Consider the following 18,557-nt stretch of genomic DNA (forward strand, 5'->3'; position numbering starts at 1 on the left):
CCGCTCTTGAGCGACTTTCTTATATTAACAAGTTGTCTTTTATTTGTCAACAACTTTTTAATATTTTATTTCTGATGAATTGCGATTGTTTTCCAATCACTCATCAGCGACATTTAATAATTTAACATCTGTGCTATATAAAAGTCAACACTTTTTGAAAAGTTTTTTTCGTTTTATCAAAAAATCTTATTTACTTCCCTGCTTTCGCCGAATCTTAGCAAGATCTTTGAAAGGATTTGATACTTTTCTTGAATGTTTCGTTCAAGAACTACATGATTCAAACTTTGTTGAAAAGCAACGTTTGATCTCTTTATTTCTTCTCTAAGTAGTGCTTCTAACTCTAAACACTCCACCTGATTAAATAAACAAATTTTCATTGATTCACCTGCTTTTTGCGACATTGATTCTCACACATCAAAATAAAATCAGTTGTTCTTTTCCTTACCTGTTATTAATTGTAGACAAAACGCATACAAATTAGACAAGTACTACTTATTAAATGAGGTGACAAAATGAATATGTTTTATACTATTCGAGCCAAAAGAATCAAACAGACCATGCTTATCGTAGCTGCTGCGTTTTTTACAAGTTTTTTTCTCTATGCTCAGCAGACGTTTCACTTTCCCGTGTTTTCAACGGATAACGGTCCAAGAGCTGTTTATAAGGCGGATGATAAAAATCCGGAAGTTGCTCTGACCTTTAACATCAGCTGGGGAGATGAAAGAGCTATTCCCATTCTGAATGAACTAAAAAGACAGCATATTGAACATGCTACTTTCTTTTTATCTGCTTCATGGGCTGAACGTCACCCAGATATTGTAGAGCGCATTAAGAAAGAAGGTCACGAAATTGGCACAATGGGCTATGACTATACTTCTTATACAAGCCTAAAACCTAATGAGATTAGACAGGATCTTGCAAAATCAAAGAAAGTCTTTGATTCTCTAGGCCTTAAAGATGTTCACCTTCTTCGTCCTCCTAACGGGCAATTTAATAAAGACATCTTAAAATTAACAGCAGATATAGGATATACTACTGTTCACTGGAGCATTGATTCTAAAGACTGGACAAATCCAGGGGTTGAAAAAATTGTCTCGAATGTTACAAAGCCTTTAGACGGGGGAGATATTATATTGCTGCACGCGTCTGACTCCGCTCAACAAACAGCAAAGGCTATTCCATATATCAAGGATTCATTACAAAATAAAAAAGTCTCAAACGTAAGTATTTCAACATTAATTTCAAATTCAAGAACCCAAGTAAAAGATATCCGCTAAGATTTATTCCCACTGTATATGGAAAGCAAAAGCAGACAAATATACTATTTGTCTGCTTTTGCTATTCTTGCGTGCGTAAGAAGTTTCGGCAAAATAAGAAGTTGATACATATTACAAATTAGAAGTGGAAACAACATAAGGTAAAGCCAGCTTTCTTCATTCGTTCGCAGCGCTGGGAACCATTCAATTGTCGTTACAACAATCATAAAAAACAGCGCTGGTACAAAAGCCTCTTTATTCGTCTGCTTTTTCTTTGCATACGCCACTAACAACCCCACCGCTAACAAGAAAACGCTTAACAAAATATACTTACCTATGCCTTCTCCCCCTTGTTGAAAGAACTTATATCGAAAATAAGCAACGTCAAATAATACAAATAAAACAAATACAATTTGAACCGATTTCCAAAGAGATGCAGATTTAAAAATTCCCAGCCCAAATCGGTGAATAGTTAAATATGCAAAGAACCCCATTTGGCTAATTAAACTAAAAATAAACCCTACGCCTACGAGCCATGTTAAAACAGCAACAATTTCTCCTATCTTTCCTTGTTGAAATAAGTGACCGTATTCCCCCCAGCGCACCGCAAACCCAACAACAGCTGTACTTATACCCCCAACAGCTAACGTGGTTAGAAATAGACGAACCCAATTTCGACTATTCACTTCCATCTCCCCCATAAGTTGCAAAATTGTACCTTTTCATAAATTGTACCAATCACGTTTTGAAAAATCTAGAGCTCTTTTATGAATAAAAAACCTTGATTATCTCATATTAAGCGTAAGCATATTAGGAAAGGAGCTCATTACTATGAAAAAGCGACTCATGCTCCTCATTTATATAGGAATGTGTATGCTTTTAGCTACAGCCTGTGCACCGCAAGATGAAGAGAACAATGGTATGGATTATGATCAAACAAAGAAAATGGTTGTTGATATTTTAAAAACAGATGAAGGAAAAAAAGCAGTCGAGGCAATTATGAAAGACCCTTCTGTTAGACAAGATATTTTAATGGATCAAAACGCGATAAAAGATACAATTTCTCAAACCTTAGTATCAGATAAGGGCGTGGAATTTTGGAAAAAAGCCATGGATGATCCGAAGTTTGCTGAAAGCTTTGCTAAAAGTTTGGAAAAAGAAAATAAGACGGTCATCAAACAACTAATGAAAGATCCTGAATATCAAGGAATGCTTCAAGATGTTTTAAAGGATCCGGCTATGGAAAAAGAAGTACTGACTGTTTTAAAGAGTAAAGAATATCGCACTTATTTACAAAAGATTATGACCGAAACGTTTGATAGCCCTCTTTATCAATCTAAAATTCAAGACATTCTTTTGAAAGCCGCTGAAGAAACACAAGGTGGACAAAAACAAAGCAGCGACGATGGCGGTTCTTCTTCCGCTGGATCTGACTCAGGGGGAGAACAGCAACAGCAGTGATTAAATACGCATCTCACATGAGATGCGTATTTAATTATGTCATTTATTTTTATTAAAAAACCTAAATGACTTCTTTATATTTTTTAATACTTAGTATTTTTATTGGAATTGTAAACTTTAATTCTTAGCTTTATGGTAAAATATTAGAAATTAACACAATCGTTTTATAGCAAAAGGAGGGAATTCGATGGAATTTCGCGTTATTAAAACGTTTCAAACCATTGTTCGTTTAGGAAGCTTTCAATTAGCCGCTGAATATTTAAAGTACTCTCAGCCTACCATTACACTGCACATTCAAAAGTTAGAATCCGAACTAGGATTTAAGCTTTTAGAACGAGGAAAAAGCATTAAACTTACTGAAGCAGGTAAAATCTTTTACGAACGGGCAAATATTTTACTAAAGGAATATGAATATCTAAATAATACCTTAAAGGATTATTCAACAGGCGAAGCTGGCACGATCCGTATAGGTGCTGCAGAGCCTACAGCAAGCAGTCGACTGCCTTCCATTCTCTCATTATTTAAAAAAAGATATCCCAACACAGAAATTAGCTTACTCGTTGCAGACGAAAAGCACCTTCATCAACATATACGCAATCAAGAAATTGATTTCGCGATTGGCACTGTATCAGAATCGTTCAGAGATATAGAGTTTGAGGCATTGCTAACAGAAAAACTTGTGCTGCTACTACCATTCAATCATGCGCTAACAAAAAGAAAAACAATCTTTGCAAAAGATTTAATACACGAAACGCTGATTACAGCTGGACAATTTTCCGTTCAAAAGAAAATTGAGCAGCTAATCTTTGAACGAACAGGACAGCTGCCTGCTAAAGTCCAGTTAGGCACTATTAGCACACTTCAGCATTTTGTAAAAGAAAACTTAGGAATAGCCGTTGTTCCACAAATAAGCGCAACTCTTCCGCCGGATCAAGTGGTGGTTAAAACGATTCATGACTTACATGAGGGGCCTGCAATCGGCATTTTAAAGCACCAGTCTCACACCGTAAGTACAGCTGGAAAAACATTTTTAGCTCTCTTAAAACAAAACCTCGCATTTGATTTAAAAAAGACGCAGATTGAACTCTCTGTATAATAATAAAAAGCACGCGCTCGAACAGCGCGTGCTTTTTATTATTTTCCTGTTGCTGCTTTTTCATTTTCGCAAATAAATGCAATCTTGCTTGCAATCTCTCCATATATTTGACCTAAACGATGTGATTCGTCGTAAATGGAAGGTGCAAAATCTTCTTCATTCCAATCAGGCTGACTTAACGGAAGCTGTCCTAACAGCTCTGTCTGAAGTTCCTCAGCCAGTTTTGGACCCCCGCCTTTACCAAATACATACTCTTTTTCCCCTGTTAGCTGGCTTTCAAAGTAAGCCATATTTTCTACAACTCCAATGACCTCATGATCGGTTTTCAAAGCCATAGCACCCGCTCTAGCTGCAACAAATGCCGCTGTAGGATGTGGTGTTGTAATAATCACTTCTTTACAAGCAGGAAGCATGGAGTGAACGTCTAATGCGACATCACCTGTTCCTGGAGGTAAGTCTAGTAAAAGATAATCTAATTCTCCCCATTCAACTTCTGTAAAGAAGCTCGTCAACATTTTTCCGAGCATAGGTCCTCGCCAGATAACAGGTGAATTATCTTCTACAAAGAAGCCCATGGAAATAACTTTTACTCCGAAACGATCAACTGGAATAATCTTTTCACCTTCTACTACAGGACGTTGTGTGATTCCCATCATGTCTGGGACGCTGAATCCATAAATGTCAGCATCAATTAAACCAACTTTTTTTCCTAAACGAGCTAGAGAAACGGCTAAGTTAACAGAGACTGTTGATTTACCAACGCCTCCTTTACCGCTGGCAATAGCAATAAATTCTGGTGCATTCGGACTAGTTAGTAAGTTGCCAGTATTCGGCTGCTCAGCGCGGTACTGCTGAAGTTCCTCAGGCGTAAACTCAACAAATCGCAGTCCAACCGACTGTACACCTGCTTTTTTTAATTCTTCTACAATTGTGCCTTGCAGGCTCAACTGTTCACTCGTACCTGTTTTTGCAACAGCAATCTTCAGGCTTATATGCTGTTTTTCAGCTTTAATTGTTATTTCTTTAATCGCATCTGTTTCTGATAGTTTTTTATTTAAAAATGGATCTGTAATTTCCCCTACTACTTCTTTTACTTGCTTTTCCGTTAGCATACTCCCACCACCATGTTAAAATCTATTTATTTATACTATCAAGTATATCATACATATTAGATTTTTCTGAATAGAAGGGTGCTATGCTTTTTATTTAGGCTTTTCTCCAGTAAAATACCGGCTGACTCCTTCATAAATGGATTCAGCTAACTTTTTTTGATAGCGTTTCGATTGAAGCATTTTACGTTCTGTAGGATTTGACAAGAATCCTACTTCAACCAAAGCACCGGGTGGCTTAGAATGCTTAAGAAGGTAAAGAGTTTGAATAGCTTTTGCTTCACGGGTCGTATTGTCCAGATTATTTCTTAGCTCTTGTTGAATGAGTTTGGCCACTTGCTCGTTTTCTTTTAGGGATCCGTAATAGAAAGTTTGAGCCCCTCTCCACGCAGAGGATGGAATAGCATTCAAGTGAATACTTAAGTACAAATCAGCGTTGGATTTATTAATCATCGTTAAGCGATTTTTTAAGTCTTCTACTTTTCTGCGACTGTATCCTCTTGTATCTTTGGCCGCTAGGTCTTCGTCTTTTTCTCTCGTCATAATAACAAGTGCCCCTTGCTCTTGCAGATAGTCTCGAAGCATTAACGAAATTTTAAGAGTTATTTCTTTTTCAAGCACCTCATCCTCTCCTACCGCTCCTCCATCAACACCGCCATGTCCAGGATCTAGTACAATAACTTTCCCGCTAAGAGGAAGTGAAAGCGAACCGGATGATGTTCTATGATCTATTTGATATTGTACAATGACAAAAAGAACGAGAAGCGCTATAATTGTGCTCATTATTTTTACTTTAGACATTTTATCCCTTCCCTTCTTGCCTCACCTATTTATTTCTATATGGGACAAGAACGGGAATTATGAGTACTTTTTAATGCAAACGTAAACGGCGTCTTTTTTCTGCGGTTCGATAACCTTCTTTCCACCAGTCTTGCACATATCCTTGACACAAATAATACAGGCCATCTTGATAAAGATCTGTTACAGACATGCTGACGGCTCCGTACAATGTATCAATTAAAAGAGACTCTTCTTGCTTACTGTGCTTCTGAACATCTTCGTAGCCTTTACCACGTTTACTCACCCGGGCACCTAATAAAAATGATTCGATAGCAATGTCAAGACAGTACTCCTCCACATGTTCGTCTCCTAGCATATTCCACTGAAACATTGGATGAAAATAACGGCGCAGCCTCTCTTGAAGCAAATCAAACGATAGTTCCCTTAGGACTTTGCGTTCATATTTCATTTCTTTTTCATAACGTTTTTCTTTTAAATATGTAACCTCGTTCACGATAACGCCTCCCTTTTTTACATATTGTCTGCACAAGCCTTCGTCTCATACGCAAACAACAAATAAAAAAAGCCTTGGTCCAAAGACCAAGGCTTGAAACGTAATATAAAATTAACGTTTTGAGAATTGTGGTGCACGACGAGCGCCTTTAAGACCGTATTTTTTACGTTCTTTCGCACGAGCGTCACGAGTTAATAGACCAGCACGTTTTAATGTTCCACGGTATTCAGGGTCTGCTTCTAATAAAGCACGAGAGATTCCGTGACGAATAGCGCCAGCTTGACCTGCATAACCTCCACCATTAACGTTTACAAATACGTCATAGTTACCTACAGTTTCAGTTAAAGCAAGTGGTTGTTTTACTACTTCACGTAGTGCAGCAAATGGAATGTATTCTTCGATTTCACGACCGTTGATTGTTACGCGACCGTTACCTGGTACTAAACGTACACGAGCAACAGAGCTTTTACGACGACCAGTTCCGTAATATTGTACCTGTGCCAAGATAATAACCTCCTCTTATTAATTATCCGCGAAGTTCGTAAACTTCTGGTTTTTGTGCTTCATGTGGATGTGTTTCACCAGCATACACATGTAATTTTTTGAACATTTGACGGCCTAGGCTACCTTTTGGAAGCATGCCTTTGATTCCTAATTCAAGCATTTTCTCAGAGTAGTTAGTACGCATTTCTAATGCTGTACGTTGTTTCAAACCACCTGGGTGCATGCTGTGACGGTAATAAATTTTATCAGTTAATTTTTTACCTGTTAATTCGATTTTTGACGCATTGATAAGGATCACGTGATCACCAGTATCAACATGTGGTGTAAAAGTTGGTTTATGTTTACCGCGTAAGATTGATGCTACTTCACTTGCTAAACGACCTAAAGTTTTACCTTCAGCATCGACAACATACCATTTACGCTCTACTTCGTTTGCTTTCGCCATGAAAGTTGTACGCATGAGTTTCCCTCCTAATTTTCATCATCAATTATAAAATTATTTCAACCTTCTATTTCAACACGATTAATTTCCGGGGCTAACCGTGGGGTTAAAATACATACCATATGATATATTATATCTTTAAGCTACTAATGTCAAGAAAATGTTACACCAGGTTTAGTTGTCATAGAAAACGCGCCATAAATATAGTCCTTGCGAAGGCGCAGTTTTCCCTGCACGAGGACGTGATTTGCTTTCTAGAATATCTTTTATAGCATCTGGTTCAATACGGCCTTGTCCTACTTCTAAAAGCGTTCCAACAAGAATACGAACCATATTATACAGAAAGCCACTTCCAACGAATCTAAACACAAGCTGACTATTCTCTTCATACATATCAATCTTGTAAATCGTACGAATCTTATCTTCCACTTCTGTCCTCGCTGAACAAAAGCTTGTAAAGTCGTGTGTACCGAGTAAATATGTGATGGCTTTTTTCATTTTTGAGTAGTCTAATGGATAAGGGTAATGGTATGCATAAGAACGAGTGAAAGGATTTCGATCTTCGCCGCGCAAAATATGATAGCGATACTCTTTTGAAGTAACGTCATACCGGGCGTGAAAATGTGCATCAACTTCACATACATTCTTCATTACAATATCATCTGGTAGCATTGAATTCAATGCTTTTTTCCACTTATCACATGGAATATTTAGGTTTGTGTCAAAATGAATGACTTGCCCCTGTGCATGAACATTTGTGTCCGTTCGTCCAGAGGCGTAAATCGGAACTTTTTTGTTATGCATTTTCTCTAAAACGGCTTCAATCTCCAGTTGAACTGTTCGCTTATTGGGCTGAACTTGATAACCTGAAAAGTGTGTGCCGTCGTATGCAACTATACATTTTAAACGTTTCATCTTTTCACCAAACAATCTTTACGTTCTAATCAGCACTAAAACAACTGCTACTGCCAGCAGAAGTAAAAGCATAATTGTATCTATGCTTCCCCATTTTAATTGACGATACTTTGTACGCCCTTCTCCGCCTTTATATCCTCTTGCCTCCATGGCAATAGCTAGCTCTTCAGCACGCTTAAATGAACCTATAAATAAAGGAACAAGCAAAGGAACGACAGCTTTCAACCGATCCGTAACGGGACCGCTGCTAAAGTCCACTCCTCGTGCTGTCTGCGCTTTAATAATTTTATCTGTCTCTTCCATCAATGTAGGAATAAAGCGAAGAGAAATGGACATCATTAAAGCTAATTCATGAACAGGAAGCTTGAGCTTTTTAAATGGATTCAACAAGCTTTCCATTCCATCTGTTACTTCAATGGGCGTAGTCGTTAACGTTAGCATCGTCGTAATTAAAATTAAGAACAAGAAGCGCAAGGAAATTAAAACACCTTGAATAAGGCCGCCTTTATAGACAGAAAACCATCCCCATTCAAACAAAAGAGGACCTTCCTTCGTCATAAAAATGTGCAAAAGAAACGTGATGATAATAATAAATAGAACGGGCTTTAACCCTCTTAAAATAAAGGAAACGGGCACTTTACTCATGGCCACTATCACAAGGGTATACACACCTAAAAAAGCATAGCCGATAGGGTTATTTGCTAAAAACACAATTAATACATACGCAAATACGAGAAGCAGCTTGGCCCGAGGATCCATTCGATGGACAACAGAATGACCCGGGACATACTTACCAATAATGATTGAGTTCATCATATTCGTTCACCTTGCTGCATAAGGTGCTGCACTTTCTCTACCACTTCAGAAAAGGTAATAACCGTATCCGATGCTTCAAGCTGAAATTTCTCTTGCAGCTTCAGCATAAAGCGAAGCGATTCTGGAACATCCAATCCATATTCTTTTAGCTGCGTATGCTGACCGAAAACTTCTCTAGGTGACCCTTTCATCGCAATCGTTCCTTTATTCATTACAATTAGCTCATCAGCGTACATAGCTGCATCTTCCATGCTGTGAGTCACGAGAATCGTCGTCAAGCCTTTTTCTTTATGAAGACGATAAATCATATTCATAATTTCTTGACGGCCTCTAGGGTCCAATCCAGCAGTTGGCTCATCTAAAATTAGCACATTAGGATTCATCGCTAGAATACCTGCTATCGCTACACGACGCATTTGTCCACCACTCAAATCAAAAGGAGATCTGGTGAGAATGTCTTCTGGCAACCCCACTAACTTGATAAGCTCTCGTGCTTTTTGCTTTGCTTCTTCTTCCGAAACGCCATAATTCATTGGTCCAAAAGCTATATCTTTTTCCACCGTTTCTTCAAAAAGCTGATGTTCTGGAAATTGAAACACCACGCCTACTTGCTGACGAATAGCTTTTAAATTCTTTTCTTTTCGATTGGCTTTAATAGTGCGCTCACCGATTTGAATTTCACCAGCAGTTGGCTTCAATAAGGCATTCAGATGCTGTATGATTGTTGATTTCCCAGAACCAGTATGGCCAATAACAGCCAAAAATGTACCTGATTGAATGCTTAAATTTAAGTCATGCAGAGCAATTCGTTCAAATGGTGTATTAACTTGATAACGATGCTCTACTTCTTTGAATATAATGTCCATAGTTCGTCCACCAAGTCCTCATCTGTTAAATGAATTTTTGATAAAGGAATTCCTACGGAAGCAAAACGATGGCTTAGTTTAACGGAAAACGGCAAGTCTAGTCCAATATCCGTTAACTTGGAACCTAATGCAAATACTTCGCGTGGAGTACCTGTTGCATAGATCTTCCCTTTGTTCATCACAACGACTCTGTCAGCCATTGCTACTTCATCTAAATCGTGGGTAATTGAAATAACCGTCAGTTGTTTTTCTTCTTTTAATTTTCTAACAGTTTCAAGTACTTCAGTTCGTCCAATAGGATCTAACATAGATGTTGCTTCATCTAGAATGATAACAGATGGCTGTACGGCAATTATACCCGCAATGGCCACACGCTGTTTTTGTCCACCTGATAGCTGATGAGGCTCTTGATCCAGAAAAGCACTCATATTGACCATTTCGATTGCTTCAGGTATACGTTTTTCCATAATTTCAAATGGAATCCCGTTGTTTTCAAGCCCAAACGCAATATCATCTTGAACGGTTGAGCCAACAAATTGATTATCTGGGTTTTGAAACACCATTCCAATCTGCTTGCGCACATCCCATATTGTTTCTTCAGATAAAAGAGTATCGCCCACTCGAACCGTTCCTTTTTCAGGTAGCAAAAGGCCGTTTAGAATTCGTGCCAGCGTCGATTTCCCAGATCCATTATGTCCAGCTATCGCTAACCATTCACCTTTATAAGCAGAGAGAGAAAGGTGATCTAATGTTAGGTCTGCTTCAGGATCGTATCGAAAGCATAAATCTTTTACCTCTAAAGACATTTCTTTCAACGCTATCTTCCTCTCAGCTTTTTCTATTGCAGCATTGCCTACATTGGTTTTTTACGCTATTTACCCGGTTTAAGGTATAAAAAAAGGGCAACGACTAGTTACACACTGTCTCGCCCTTTTCTATCTGTATTAAAAATATTAAACTAATTCAATGATAACCATTGGAGCACCGTCACCACGGCGAGGTCCAACTTTTAAGATACGAGTGTAACCGCCTTGGCGATCTTCGTAGCGAGTAGCGATATCGCTGAATAGTTTTTGTAAAGCGCTTTGACCAGCTTCCTCGTTAGCTACTTCATTACGGATGTAAGATGCAGCTTGACGACGAGCGTGTAGATCTCCACGTTTACCTAAAGTAATCATTTTTTCAACAGTTGAACGTAATTCTTTTGCACGAGCTTCAGTTGTCTCAATGCGTTCACTGATGATTAAATCAGTTGTTAAATCACGAAGAAGCGCCTTGCGTTGTGCGCTTGTACGACCTAATTTACGGTAAGACATGTGAGGTCCCCTCCTTTGTTAAGTAGTTAAACAGGTAGATATAATCAGTCGTCCTTACGTAGACCCAAACCTAATTCTTCAAGTTTAGCTTTAACTTCTTCTAAAGATTTACGGCCTAAGTTACGAACTTTCATCATATCTTCTTCTGTTTTATTAGCAAGCTCTTGTACAGTATTGATGCCTGCTCGTTTTAAGCAGTTGTAAGAACGAACAGATAAATCCAGTTCCTCGATCGTCATCTCTAGAACTTTTTCTTTCTGGTCTTCTTCTTTTTCTACCATGATCTCTGCTTTTTGAGCTTCATCTGTTAAGTTAACGAAGATATTTAAGTGTTCCGTTAGAATCTTTGCACCTAAAGCAACAGCTTTTTCTGGCTCGATGCTACCGTCAGTCCAAACATCCAACGTTAACTTATCGTAATTTGTCATTTGACCAACACGAGTATTTTCTACATAATACGATACGCGAGTAACAGGCGTATAGATTGAGTCAATTGGAAGTACACCAATTGGTTGGTCTTCACGCTTGTTAGCATCGGCAGGATTATAACCTCGACCTGTGCGAGCAGTAAGTCTCATACGGAAATGAGCATCTGACTCAAGTGTTGCAATATGAAGATCCGGATTTAGAACTTCGATATCACTGTCTGCTTGAATGTCAGCAGCCGTTACTGTACCAGGACCTTTAACATCGATCTCAAGTGTTTTCTCTTCATCAGAGTAAATCTTTAACGCTAACTTTTTAACGTTTAAAATGATGTTTGTTACATCTTCAACAACTCCAGGAACTGTTGAAAATTCATGTAATACACCTTCAATTTGAATAGATGTTACAGCTGCACCAGGGAGTGAGGATAATAGGATACGACGTAAGGAGTTACCCAAAGTAGTACCATATCCACGCTCAAGTGGTTCGACGACGAATTTACCGTACTTTCTATCATCGCTGATTTCTACCGTTTCGATTTTTGGCTTTTCAATCTCTATCAATATAAACCCTCCTTCAAAACGTCGAAACCTCGGCTAGACGGCTGATTTCTCAAATGCCTAACCGAAATTCCCTATTAGACAGTTCCCGAATGTGCACAACAAATGGAAAACATTTCGTTGCATGAATAAATTCTACACCATCATCATTATAGACAACGAAATAGAATCTATACATATTAATTATACACGACGACGTTTTGGTGGGCGGCATCCGTTGTGAGGTACAGGAGTAACATCTCTAATAGCTGTTACTTCTAAACCTGCAGCTTGAAGAGCACGGATAGCTGCTTCACGACCAGCACCAGGGCCTTTAACTGTAACTTCAAGAGTTTTCATTCCGTTATCCATAGAAACTTTTGCAGCAGCTTCAGCAGCCATTTGCGCAGCAAATGGAGTGGATTTACGAGAACCTCTGAAGCCAAGTGCGCCTGCACTAGACCAAGCAATCGCATTACCGTGAACATCTGTAATTGTTACAATAGTGTTGTTAAACGTTGAGCGAATATGAGCTACACCAGCTTCAATATTCTTTTTCACGCGACGTTTACGTGTATTAGTTTTACGTGCCATCTGTTAATGACCTCCCTTACTAATTATTTCTTCTTGTTCGCTACAGTACGGCGTGGGCCTTTACGTGTACGAGCATTGTTTTTACTGTTTTGACCACGAACTGGTAAACTACGACGGTGGCGGATACCACGGTATGAACCAATCTCAATTAAACGTTTGATGTTTAAAGAAACTTCACGACGAAGATCGCCTTCTACTTTATAGCTATCTAAAATATCACGAATTTTACCTAATTCTTCTTCTGTTAAGTCACGAACGCGAGTATCTTCAGAAACTCCAGCTTCAGCTAGAACTTTTTCAGCAGTTGGACGACCAATACCAAAAATGTATGTTAATGAAATTACTACACGCTTGTCACGAGGAATATCAACACCAGCAATACGTGCCATATGAATAGTGCACCTCCTTATTGATTAACCTTGTTTTTGTTTATGCTTAGGGTTTTCACAAATTACCATTACTTTACCTTTTCTACGGATAACTTTACATTTTTCGCAGATTGGTTTAACTGATGGTCTGACTTTCATGTTTCATACCTCCTTGATAGTACGGAGTGCATAGGTTTTATTTGAAACGGTACGTAATTCTACCGCGAGTTAAATCGTATGGTGACAATTCTACAGTTACTTTATCACCAGGTAAGATTCGAATGAAATGCATGCGAATTTTTCCTGATACGTGAGCAAGTACTGTATGACCATTTTCTAATTCTACCTTGAACATAGCGTTAGGTAAAGTCTCAGCAACTGTACCTTCAACTTCAATTACATCGTCTTTTGCCATTAAAGTGCTCTCCTTTCTTTGAAACAGTAACAAGCTATCATTAAACGACTTAAAAAGAACCTGTTCTGAACATCCGGAGATCGTAATCATTAAATTCAAGATGATTGACGCTAATATACATCTTTACCATTTTAACAGCAATTCAGACGAAAAACGATCATCGTGAATTTAGATAATTACTGTTTACTGTCCAGTGCATCTAGCGAGGAATGGATAGAGATAACATCCTTTAACATTACAATGCTGTCAGAATTTCATATCCCGTCTCAGTAATTGCAATAGTATGTTCGAAGTGCGCACACATTTTACCATCCACTGTCACAACTGTCCAGTTATCAGGTAATGTTTTTACATATCGAATACCAGCATTCACCATTGGCTCAACTGCCAATACCATGCCTGGACGTAGACGCGGTCCTTTATTCGGTGGACCATAATGAGGTACTTGCGGATCTTCATGTAAGTCTTTGCCGACACCATGGCCAACATATTCTCTTACAATCGAAAAGTTACGTGATTCTGCGTACTGTTGAATAGCATGTGAAATATTCGACAAACGCTCACCCGGCTTCGCTTCTGCTAATCCTTTGTAGAGAGATTGCTCAGTCACATCAAGCAGCTCTTGATTTTCTAATGAAATCTTTCCTACTCCATATGTCCAAGCTGAGTCACCGTGATAGCCACCGAATTTAGCTCCGATGTCTAAACTGATGATATCCCCTTCATTAAGCTTGCGTTCTCCCGGAATACCATGAACTAATTCTTCATTCACAGAAGCACATACACTGCCGCGAAAACCATTATACCCTTTAAAAGACGGAATTGCATCATGTTGACGAATAAAATTTTCAGCAATTGCATCCAATTCTATAGTCGTAATACCTGGAACGATATGTTTTTTCAACTCTTGATGAGTTAAAGCCACGATTCGTCCAGCTTCACGCATGACCTCAATTTCCTCTGGTGTCTTGCAAATGATCATTGCTTAACCCCAGCAAGTAATTGACGAACATCCTCAAACACAATGTTAATATCTTGATTACCATTAATATTGCGTAGATAACCTTTTTCTTGATAGAAATCAAGTAGAGGTTGAGATTGTTTAACATTAACTGAAAGTCTAGTTGAAACCGTCTCAGCATTGTCATCTGCACGTTGATAAAGCTCTCCGCCACATTTGTCACAAACTCCTTCTTTCGCAGGAGGATTGAATACTAAGTGGTAAGTAGCTCCGCAATCTTTACAAATGCGGCGTCCAGTAAGACGCTCCATTAAAATGCTTTGATCTACATCAATATTAATCACATAATCAATTTGCTTGTTTAGTTCTTTTGTAATTGTTTCAAGAGCTTCTGCTTGGGCTACTGTTCTCGGGAAGCCATCAAGTAAAAAGCCGTTTTCACAATCTTGTTTGTTTAAACGCTCGCGCACAATTCCAATTGTTACTTCATCAGGAACAAGGTTACCTTGGTCCATAAATGATTTAGCTTTTAAACCTAGTTGCGTTCCTTCTTTAATTGCAGCTCGGAACATATCTCCTGTTGAGATATGAGGGATATCGTAATGCTCAACGATTTTTTCTGCTTGAGTACCTTTCCCAGCACCAGGAAGGCCCATTAACACTAAATTCATTTCTTGCTTCCCCCTCAGTATCTTATCCGTTTAATGGGAAAGCAGCCTGCCTCCCACTAAACAGCTTTACTTAATAAATCCCTTATAATGGCGTTTCACTAATTGACTCTCAAGTTGTTTCATTGTCTCAAGAGCTACACCGACAACAATTAACAAACTAGTACCGCCGATCTGAGCAGATGAGGGTAGGTTTGCAATTTTGATGAACAGAACCGGCAACACAGCAATTAACGCAAGGAATATCGAACCGATTAATGTCAGACGATATAACACTTTCGTTAAATAAGCTTGTGTGCTTTTACCAGGACGAATGCCTGGGATGTAGCCACCTTGCTTTTTCAAGTTCTCTGCTACTTGTTCAGGGTTAACTTGAACAAATGTATAGAAATAACAAAAAGCAATGATTAACGCTACATACACTATCATACCAATTGGCTTAGTATAGTCAAATGTATTCTGAATCCACGTCGTTACATCATTTGGACCGAAAAATGATGCAATTGTTGGTGGTGTGATAATAAATGAAACTGCAAAGATAACAGGAATAACCCCAGCAGCATTTACTTTTAACGGTAAATGAGTGGATTGACCTCCAACAGGATTACGACCAGCTGAACCCTTTGCATATTGAATAGGAATTTTTCGTAGCGCTTGTTGGAAGTAAATAACCCCAACAATAATAGCTAAAACTGCAATCGCAATTAAAACTACCGTTACGATACGAATGAATAATTGATCCCCAACGTCTTCAAATTGCTGTGCATAAATTTGATTTAATGTTGTCGGAATACCAGCTGCAATCCCAGCAAAGATAATGATAGAAATACCATTACCTACGCCTTTTGCAGTAATCTGTTCTCCTAACCACATTAAGAAGGCAGTACCTGCCGTTAACACTGTAGCAATTAGAAGATACGTAGAAATTCCTGGATTAGCGATCAATTGTCCGCCCGAAATATTGTTGAATCCTATAGACATACCTAAAGCCTGGATAAATCCAAGCACAATTGTTCCATAACGAGTTACTTGAGCTAATTTACGGCGCCCAACATCTCCCTGCTTTGACCATTCTGTAAACTTAGGTACAACATCCATCTGCAATAATTGGACGATGATGGATGCTGTAATATAAGGCATAATGCCCATAGCAAGAATGGAAAAGTTTTTTAACGCGCCGCCGCCAAATGTATTCAGAACTCCGAATACATTTAACCCATCTTGCAATTTTAGTACATCCGTATTAACACTTGGTACAGGAATAAATGTACCAATTCGGAAGACAATTAACATTAACAAAGTGAAAAAGATTTTTTGTCTTATTTCACGCACGCGCATTAAATTGGAGATTGTTTGAAACATTAGATCACCTCAACTGTACCGCCAGCAGCTTCGATAGCTTCTTTAGCAGTTGAAGAGAATTTAGCAGCTTTAACAGTTAGCTTAGAGTTTAATGTACCGTTTCCTAGTACTTTAACGCCAGCTTTTGCTTTGCTTACTAAACCAGTTTCGATTAATAATTCTGGTGTTACTTCAGTTCCATCTTCAAAACGGTTAAGAGCTTCTAAATTAACGATCGCGTATTCTTTGCGATTGATATTAGTGAACCCACGTTTTGGAAGACGACGGAATAAAGGAGTTTGACCACCTTCGAAGCCAGGTCTTACGCCACCGCCAGAGCGAGCGTTTTGCCCTTTGTGACCTTTACCTGAAGTCTTTCCGTTACCTGAACCAGTACCACGACCTACACGGTTACGTACTTTACGTGAACCTTCAGCTGGTTTCAATTCATGAAGTTTCATTCCGGAGCACCTCCTTAGAGTGACAATTTATACTTATTGCTCTTTTACTGTAACAAGGTGAGCTACTTTGTTAATCATTCCGCGAATTGCAGGATTATCGTCTTGAACGACAGTTTGATTTAACTTACGTAGGCCAAGTGTACGAACAGTTACACGTTGATCTTCTGGACGACCAATTACGCTACGAGTAAGGGTAATTGCTAGTTTGTTTGCCATTCCATATCCCTCCCTTATCCTAACAGTTCTTCTACAGTCTTGCCACGTAGTTTTGCAACATCTTCAGCACGTTTTAGGTTAGCTAAACCGTTAAGAGTTGCACGTACCATGTTGATTGGAGTGTTTGAACCTAAAGATTTAGATAGAATATCACTTACTCCACCCAATTCTAGTACCGCACGAACTGGGCCACCAGCGATAACTCCTGTACCTTCAGAAGCAGGTTTTAAGAAAATTTGACCTGCACCAAATTGTCCAAGGATTTCGTGTGGAATAGTTGTACCAACCATAGGTACAGTAATTAAGTTTTTCTTCGCATCTTCAATTGCTTTACGGATTGCATCTGGTACCTCTTGTGCTTTACCAGTACCGAATCCAACGTGACCGTTTTTGTCACCAACTACAACTAATGCAGCGAAGCGGAAACGACGTCCACCTTTCACAACTTTAGCTACGCGGTTAACGGTAACAACACGTTCTTCAAGCTCTAATTTATTTGGATCAATACGACGCATGATTTTCCCTCCTTTTACAATTAGAATTGTAATCCAGCTTCACGAGCAGCGTCAGCTAATGCTTTAACACGGCCATGATATAAATAACCGCCACGGTCGAATACTACTTCGTTTACACCTTTTTCTACTGCGCGTTTAGCGACTAATTCGCCAACTTTGATAGCAGCTTCAGTGTTACCAGTGCTTTCTAAAGTCAGGTCTTTATCTAACGTTGAAGCACTTGCGATTGTTACTGAATTTAAATCGTCGATAACTTGTGCGTAAATATGTTGATTAGAACGGAACACGTTTAAACGCGGACGAGTTGCAGTTCCAGATAACTTCGCACGAACACGAGCATGTCTTTTTTTACGAACTTTGTTTTTATCAAGCTTCGTGATCATTTCGGGCACTCCTTTCTTTTACCTAACCGGCATTACTTCTTAGCAGTTTTACCTTCTTTACGACGTACATATTCGCCTTCGTAACGAATACCTTTACCTTTGTAAGGCTCTGGTGGACGAACGTCACGAATATTTGCAGCTAATGCACCTACGCGTTCTTTATCAATACCTTTAATAACGATCTTAGTTTGAGAAGGAACTTCGATTTCGATTCCTGTTTCAGGAGTAATCTCAACTGGGTGAGAGTATCCAACGCTCAATACTAATTTGCTACCAGATTTTTGTGCACGGTAACCTACACCGACTAATTCTAAACCACGTTCGAATCCTTTAGTAACACCTTCAACCATGTTACCTAAAAGGCTACGAGTAGTTCCATGAAGAGCGCGGTGCTCTTTATTGTCACTAGGACGATTAACAACTAATACGTTGTCTTCAACTTTAATTTCGATTTCAGGGTGGAATGTACGAGTTAATTCACCCTTTGGTCCTTTTACAGTTACAGTGTTGCTCTCGTTCGTAACTGTAACACCTGCTGGAAGTTCTAAAGGCTTTTTACCAACACGTGACATAGTTACACCTCCATTCACATTTA

General features: G+C 38.8%; 27 protein-coding genes. 3 read left to right on the forward strand and 24 right to left on the reverse strand.

Annotated elements, in window-relative coordinates; translation table 11 throughout:
- Positions 1-512: 512 nt before the first annotated feature.
- Positions 513-1,277 (forward strand): polysaccharide deacetylase family sporulation protein PdaB, encoded by a 765-nt coding sequence (gene pdaB, locus AC1VNJ_RS23415; RefSeq protein WP_482641361.1) that lies wholly within the window; start codon positions 513-515, stop codon positions 1,275-1,277.
- Between the two features lie 44 nt (positions 1,278-1,321).
- Here the strand turns inward: pdaB and AC1VNJ_RS23420 are convergent, their stop codons facing one another.
- Entirely contained in the window at positions 1,322-1,942 is a 621-nt protein-coding gene (locus tag AC1VNJ_RS23420; protein ID WP_176544787.1) for a KinB-signaling pathway activation protein, read from the reverse strand.
- Between the two features lie 145 nt (positions 1,943-2,087).
- On the opposite strand from AC1VNJ_RS23420, the gene gerD reads away from it, so the two are divergent.
- Together gerD and AC1VNJ_RS23430 are read left to right on the forward strand one after the other, a co-directional pair.
- Positions 2,088-2,717 (forward strand): spore germination lipoprotein GerD, encoded by a 630-nt coding sequence (gerD, locus tag AC1VNJ_RS23425; RefSeq protein ID WP_033580786.1) that lies wholly within the window; start codon positions 2,088-2,090, stop codon positions 2,715-2,717.
- A gap of 187 nt (positions 2,718-2,904) precedes the next feature.
- A complete protein-coding gene (locus AC1VNJ_RS23430; RefSeq protein WP_482641362.1) occupies positions 2,905-3,813 on the forward strand; it encodes a LysR family transcriptional regulator in 909 nt (302 codons plus the stop codon).
- Between the two features lie 38 nt (positions 3,814-3,851).
- Here AC1VNJ_RS23430 and AC1VNJ_RS23435 read toward each other — a convergent pair whose 3' ends face one another.
- The 23 genes from AC1VNJ_RS23435 to rplF form a co-directional block, all read right to left on the reverse strand.
- Positions 3,852-4,925: an Mrp/NBP35 family ATP-binding protein gene (locus AC1VNJ_RS23435; RefSeq protein ID WP_014462004.1), complete on the reverse strand. Its 1,074-nt coding sequence runs from the start codon at positions 4,923-4,925 to the stop codon at positions 3,852-3,854.
- A 90-nt stretch (positions 4,926-5,015) separates the two neighbouring features.
- Positions 5,016-5,723, reverse strand: a complete 708-nt coding sequence (cwlD, locus tag AC1VNJ_RS23440; RefSeq protein WP_014462005.1) for an N-acetylmuramoyl-L-alanine amidase CwlD — start codon at positions 5,721-5,723, stop codon at positions 5,016-5,018.
- Positions 5,724-5,793: 70 nt separating this feature from the next.
- Positions 5,794-6,216 (reverse strand): DUF2521 family protein, encoded by a 423-nt coding sequence (locus AC1VNJ_RS23445; RefSeq protein ID WP_028412723.1) that lies wholly within the window; start codon positions 6,214-6,216, stop codon positions 5,794-5,796.
- 111 nt (positions 6,217-6,327) lie between these two features.
- Positions 6,328-6,720, reverse strand: a complete 393-nt coding sequence (gene rpsI / locus AC1VNJ_RS23450; RefSeq protein ID WP_013054959.1) for a 30S ribosomal protein S9 — start codon at positions 6,718-6,720, stop codon at positions 6,328-6,330.
- 22 nt (positions 6,721-6,742) lie between these two features.
- Positions 6,743-7,180 (reverse strand): 50S ribosomal protein L13, encoded by a 438-nt coding sequence (gene rplM / locus AC1VNJ_RS23455; RefSeq protein ID WP_013054958.1) that lies wholly within the window; start codon positions 7,178-7,180, stop codon positions 6,743-6,745.
- Between the two features lie 156 nt (positions 7,181-7,336).
- Positions 7,337-8,077, reverse strand: a complete 741-nt coding sequence (truA, locus tag AC1VNJ_RS23460) for a tRNA pseudouridine(38-40) synthase TruA (protein WP_013054957.1) — start codon at positions 8,075-8,077, stop codon at positions 7,337-7,339.
- 18 nt (positions 8,078-8,095) lie between these two features.
- Complete coding sequence (locus tag AC1VNJ_RS23465; RefSeq protein WP_028412724.1) at positions 8,096-8,893, reverse strand: energy-coupling factor transporter transmembrane component T family protein; 798 nt, start codon at positions 8,891-8,893, stop codon at positions 8,096-8,098.
- On the reverse strand, positions 8,890-9,759 hold the full coding sequence (locus AC1VNJ_RS23470) for an energy-coupling factor ABC transporter ATP-binding protein (protein ID WP_034263658.1): 870 nt from the start codon (positions 9,757-9,759) through the stop codon (positions 8,890-8,892). Before AC1VNJ_RS23470 ends, AC1VNJ_RS23465 begins: the two co-directional genes overlap by 4 nt.
- Positions 9,735-10,574, reverse strand: coding sequence for an energy-coupling factor ABC transporter ATP-binding protein (locus AC1VNJ_RS23475; protein WP_013054954.1), 840 nt, complete (start codon positions 10,572-10,574; stop codon positions 9,735-9,737). Before AC1VNJ_RS23475 ends, AC1VNJ_RS23470 begins: the two co-directional genes overlap by 25 nt.
- Before the next feature lie 138 nt (positions 10,575-10,712).
- The gene (rplQ, locus tag AC1VNJ_RS23480; RefSeq protein WP_013054953.1) at positions 10,713-11,075 is read right to left on the reverse strand and encodes a 50S ribosomal protein L17; all 363 of its coding nucleotides are present in this window, start codon (positions 11,073-11,075) and stop codon (positions 10,713-10,715) included.
- A 44-nt stretch (positions 11,076-11,119) separates the two neighbouring features.
- Positions 11,120-12,064 carry a DNA-directed RNA polymerase subunit alpha gene (locus AC1VNJ_RS23485; protein ID WP_013054952.1) on the reverse strand — a complete coding sequence of 315 codons (945 nt, stop codon included), beginning with the start codon at positions 12,062-12,064 and terminating at the stop codon, positions 11,120-11,122.
- Between the two features lie 180 nt (positions 12,065-12,244).
- On the reverse strand, positions 12,245-12,634 hold the full coding sequence (rpsK, locus tag AC1VNJ_RS23490) for a 30S ribosomal protein S11 (protein ID WP_028412666.1): 390 nt from the start codon (positions 12,632-12,634) through the stop codon (positions 12,245-12,247).
- A gap of 23 nt (positions 12,635-12,657) precedes the next feature.
- Positions 12,658-13,023 (reverse strand): 30S ribosomal protein S13, encoded by a 366-nt coding sequence (gene rpsM, locus AC1VNJ_RS23495; protein WP_013054950.1) that lies wholly within the window; start codon positions 13,021-13,023, stop codon positions 12,658-12,660.
- 24 nt (positions 13,024-13,047) lie between these two features.
- Complete coding sequence (gene rpmJ, locus AC1VNJ_RS23500; RefSeq protein WP_003156543.1) at positions 13,048-13,161, reverse strand: 50S ribosomal protein L36; 114 nt, start codon at positions 13,159-13,161, stop codon at positions 13,048-13,050.
- Between the two features lie 37 nt (positions 13,162-13,198).
- A complete protein-coding gene (gene infA, locus AC1VNJ_RS23505) occupies positions 13,199-13,417 on the reverse strand; it encodes a translation initiation factor IF-1 (RefSeq protein WP_010285101.1) in 219 nt (72 codons plus the stop codon).
- A gap of 235 nt (positions 13,418-13,652) precedes the next feature.
- Entirely contained in the window at positions 13,653-14,399 is a 747-nt protein-coding gene (map, locus tag AC1VNJ_RS23510) for a type I methionyl aminopeptidase (protein ID WP_482641363.1), read from the reverse strand.
- Positions 14,396-15,049: an adenylate kinase gene (locus AC1VNJ_RS23515; protein ID WP_013054948.1), complete on the reverse strand. Its 654-nt coding sequence runs from the start codon at positions 15,047-15,049 to the stop codon at positions 14,396-14,398. The genes map and AC1VNJ_RS23515 overlap by 4 nt, the downstream gene beginning before the upstream one ends.
- A 66-nt stretch (positions 15,050-15,115) precedes the next feature.
- Positions 15,116-16,408 carry a preprotein translocase subunit SecY gene (secY, locus tag AC1VNJ_RS23520; RefSeq protein ID WP_013054947.1) on the reverse strand — a complete coding sequence of 431 codons (1,293 nt, stop codon included), beginning with the start codon at positions 16,406-16,408 and terminating at the stop codon, positions 15,116-15,118.
- Positions 16,408-16,848, reverse strand: a complete 441-nt coding sequence (rplO, locus tag AC1VNJ_RS23525) for a 50S ribosomal protein L15 (protein ID WP_013054946.1) — start codon at positions 16,846-16,848, stop codon at positions 16,408-16,410. Before rplO ends, secY begins: the two co-directional genes overlap by 1 nt.
- A 33-nt stretch (positions 16,849-16,881) precedes the next feature.
- Positions 16,882-17,064 carry a 50S ribosomal protein L30 gene (gene rpmD / locus AC1VNJ_RS23530; protein WP_013054945.1) on the reverse strand — a complete coding sequence of 61 codons (183 nt, stop codon included), beginning with the start codon at positions 17,062-17,064 and terminating at the stop codon, positions 16,882-16,884.
- Positions 17,065-17,078: 14 nt separating this feature from the next.
- Complete coding sequence (gene rpsE, locus AC1VNJ_RS23535) at positions 17,079-17,579, reverse strand: 30S ribosomal protein S5 (protein ID WP_013054944.1); 501 nt, start codon at positions 17,577-17,579, stop codon at positions 17,079-17,081.
- A gap of 20 nt (positions 17,580-17,599) precedes the next feature.
- Positions 17,600-17,962: a 50S ribosomal protein L18 gene (gene rplR / locus AC1VNJ_RS23540; RefSeq protein ID WP_013054943.1), complete on the reverse strand. Its 363-nt coding sequence runs from the start codon at positions 17,960-17,962 to the stop codon at positions 17,600-17,602.
- 32 nt (positions 17,963-17,994) lie between these two features.
- Positions 17,995-18,534: a 50S ribosomal protein L6 gene (rplF, locus tag AC1VNJ_RS23545; protein ID WP_013054942.1), complete on the reverse strand. Its 540-nt coding sequence runs from the start codon at positions 18,532-18,534 to the stop codon at positions 17,995-17,997.
- Positions 18,535-18,557 lie beyond the last annotated feature (23 nt).

The organism is Priestia sp. 3CA3 (assembly GCF_056836725.1).

What these genes read in the sequence shown, in the direction of transcription:
- pdaB (WP_482641361.1), top strand. Translation starts at nt 513, where the DNA reads ATGAATATGTTTTATACTATTCGAGCCAAAAGAATCAAACAGACCATG.
- gerD (WP_033580786.1), top strand. Translation starts at nt 2,088, where the DNA reads ATGAAAAAGCGACTCATGCTCCTCATTTATATAGGAATGTGTATGCTT.
- AC1VNJ_RS23430 (WP_482641362.1), top strand. Translation starts at nt 2,905, where the DNA reads ATGGAATTTCGCGTTATTAAAACGTTTCAAACCATTGTTCGTTTAGGA.
- AC1VNJ_RS23435 (WP_014462004.1), bottom strand. Translation starts at nt 4,925, where the DNA reads ATGCTAACGGAAAAGCAAGTAAAAGAAGTAGTAGGGGAAATTACAGAT.
- cwlD (WP_014462005.1), bottom strand. Translation starts at nt 5,723, where the DNA reads ATGTCTAAAGTAAAAATAATGAGCACAATTATAGCGCTTCTCGTTCTT.
- rplM (WP_013054958.1), bottom strand. Translation starts at nt 7,180, where the DNA reads ATGCGTACAACTTTCATGGCGAAAGCAAACGAAGTAGAGCGTAAATGG.
- truA (WP_013054957.1), bottom strand. Translation starts at nt 8,077, where the DNA reads ATGAAACGTTTAAAATGTATAGTTGCATACGACGGCACACACTTTTCA.
- AC1VNJ_RS23465 (WP_028412724.1), bottom strand. Translation starts at nt 8,893, where the DNA reads ATGATGAACTCAATCATTATTGGTAAGTATGTCCCGGGTCATTCTGTT.
- AC1VNJ_RS23470 (WP_034263658.1), bottom strand. Translation starts at nt 9,759, where the DNA reads ATGGACATTATATTCAAAGAAGTAGAGCATCGTTATCAAGTTAATACA.
- rplQ (WP_013054953.1), bottom strand. Translation starts at nt 11,075, where the DNA reads ATGTCTTACCGTAAATTAGGTCGTACAAGCGCACAACGCAAGGCGCTT.
- rpsK (WP_028412666.1), bottom strand. Translation starts at nt 12,634, where the DNA reads ATGGCACGTAAAACTAATACACGTAAACGTCGCGTGAAAAAGAATATT.
- rpsM (WP_013054950.1), bottom strand. Translation starts at nt 13,023, where the DNA reads ATGGCACGTATTGCTGGTGTTGATATTCCTCGTGACAAGCGTGTAGTA.
- rpmJ (WP_003156543.1), bottom strand. Translation starts at nt 13,161, where the DNA reads ATGAAAGTCAGACCATCAGTTAAACCAATCTGCGAAAAATGTAAAGTT.
- infA (WP_010285101.1), bottom strand. Translation starts at nt 13,417, where the DNA reads ATGGCAAAAGACGATGTAATTGAAGTTGAAGGTACAGTTGCTGAGACT.
- map (WP_482641363.1), bottom strand. Translation starts at nt 14,399, where the DNA reads ATGATCATTTGCAAGACACCAGAGGAAATTGAGGTCATGCGTGAAGCT.
- AC1VNJ_RS23515 (WP_013054948.1), bottom strand. Translation starts at nt 15,049, where the DNA reads ATGAATTTAGTGTTAATGGGCCTTCCTGGTGCTGGGAAAGGTACTCAA.
- secY (WP_013054947.1), bottom strand. Translation starts at nt 16,408, where the DNA reads ATGTTTCAAACAATCTCCAATTTAATGCGCGTGCGTGAAATAAGACAA.
- rplO (WP_013054946.1), bottom strand. Translation starts at nt 16,848, where the DNA reads ATGAAACTTCATGAATTGAAACCAGCTGAAGGTTCACGTAAAGTACGT.
- rpmD (WP_013054945.1), bottom strand. Translation starts at nt 17,064, where the DNA reads ATGGCAAACAAACTAGCAATTACCCTTACTCGTAGCGTAATTGGTCGT.
- rpsE (WP_013054944.1), bottom strand. Translation starts at nt 17,579, where the DNA reads ATGCGTCGTATTGATCCAAATAAATTAGAGCTTGAAGAACGTGTTGTT.
- rplR (WP_013054943.1), bottom strand. Translation starts at nt 17,962, where the DNA reads ATGATCACGAAGCTTGATAAAAACAAAGTTCGTAAAAAAAGACATGCT.
- rplF (WP_013054942.1), bottom strand. Translation starts at nt 18,534, where the DNA reads ATGTCACGTGTTGGTAAAAAGCCTTTAGAACTTCCAGCAGGTGTTACA.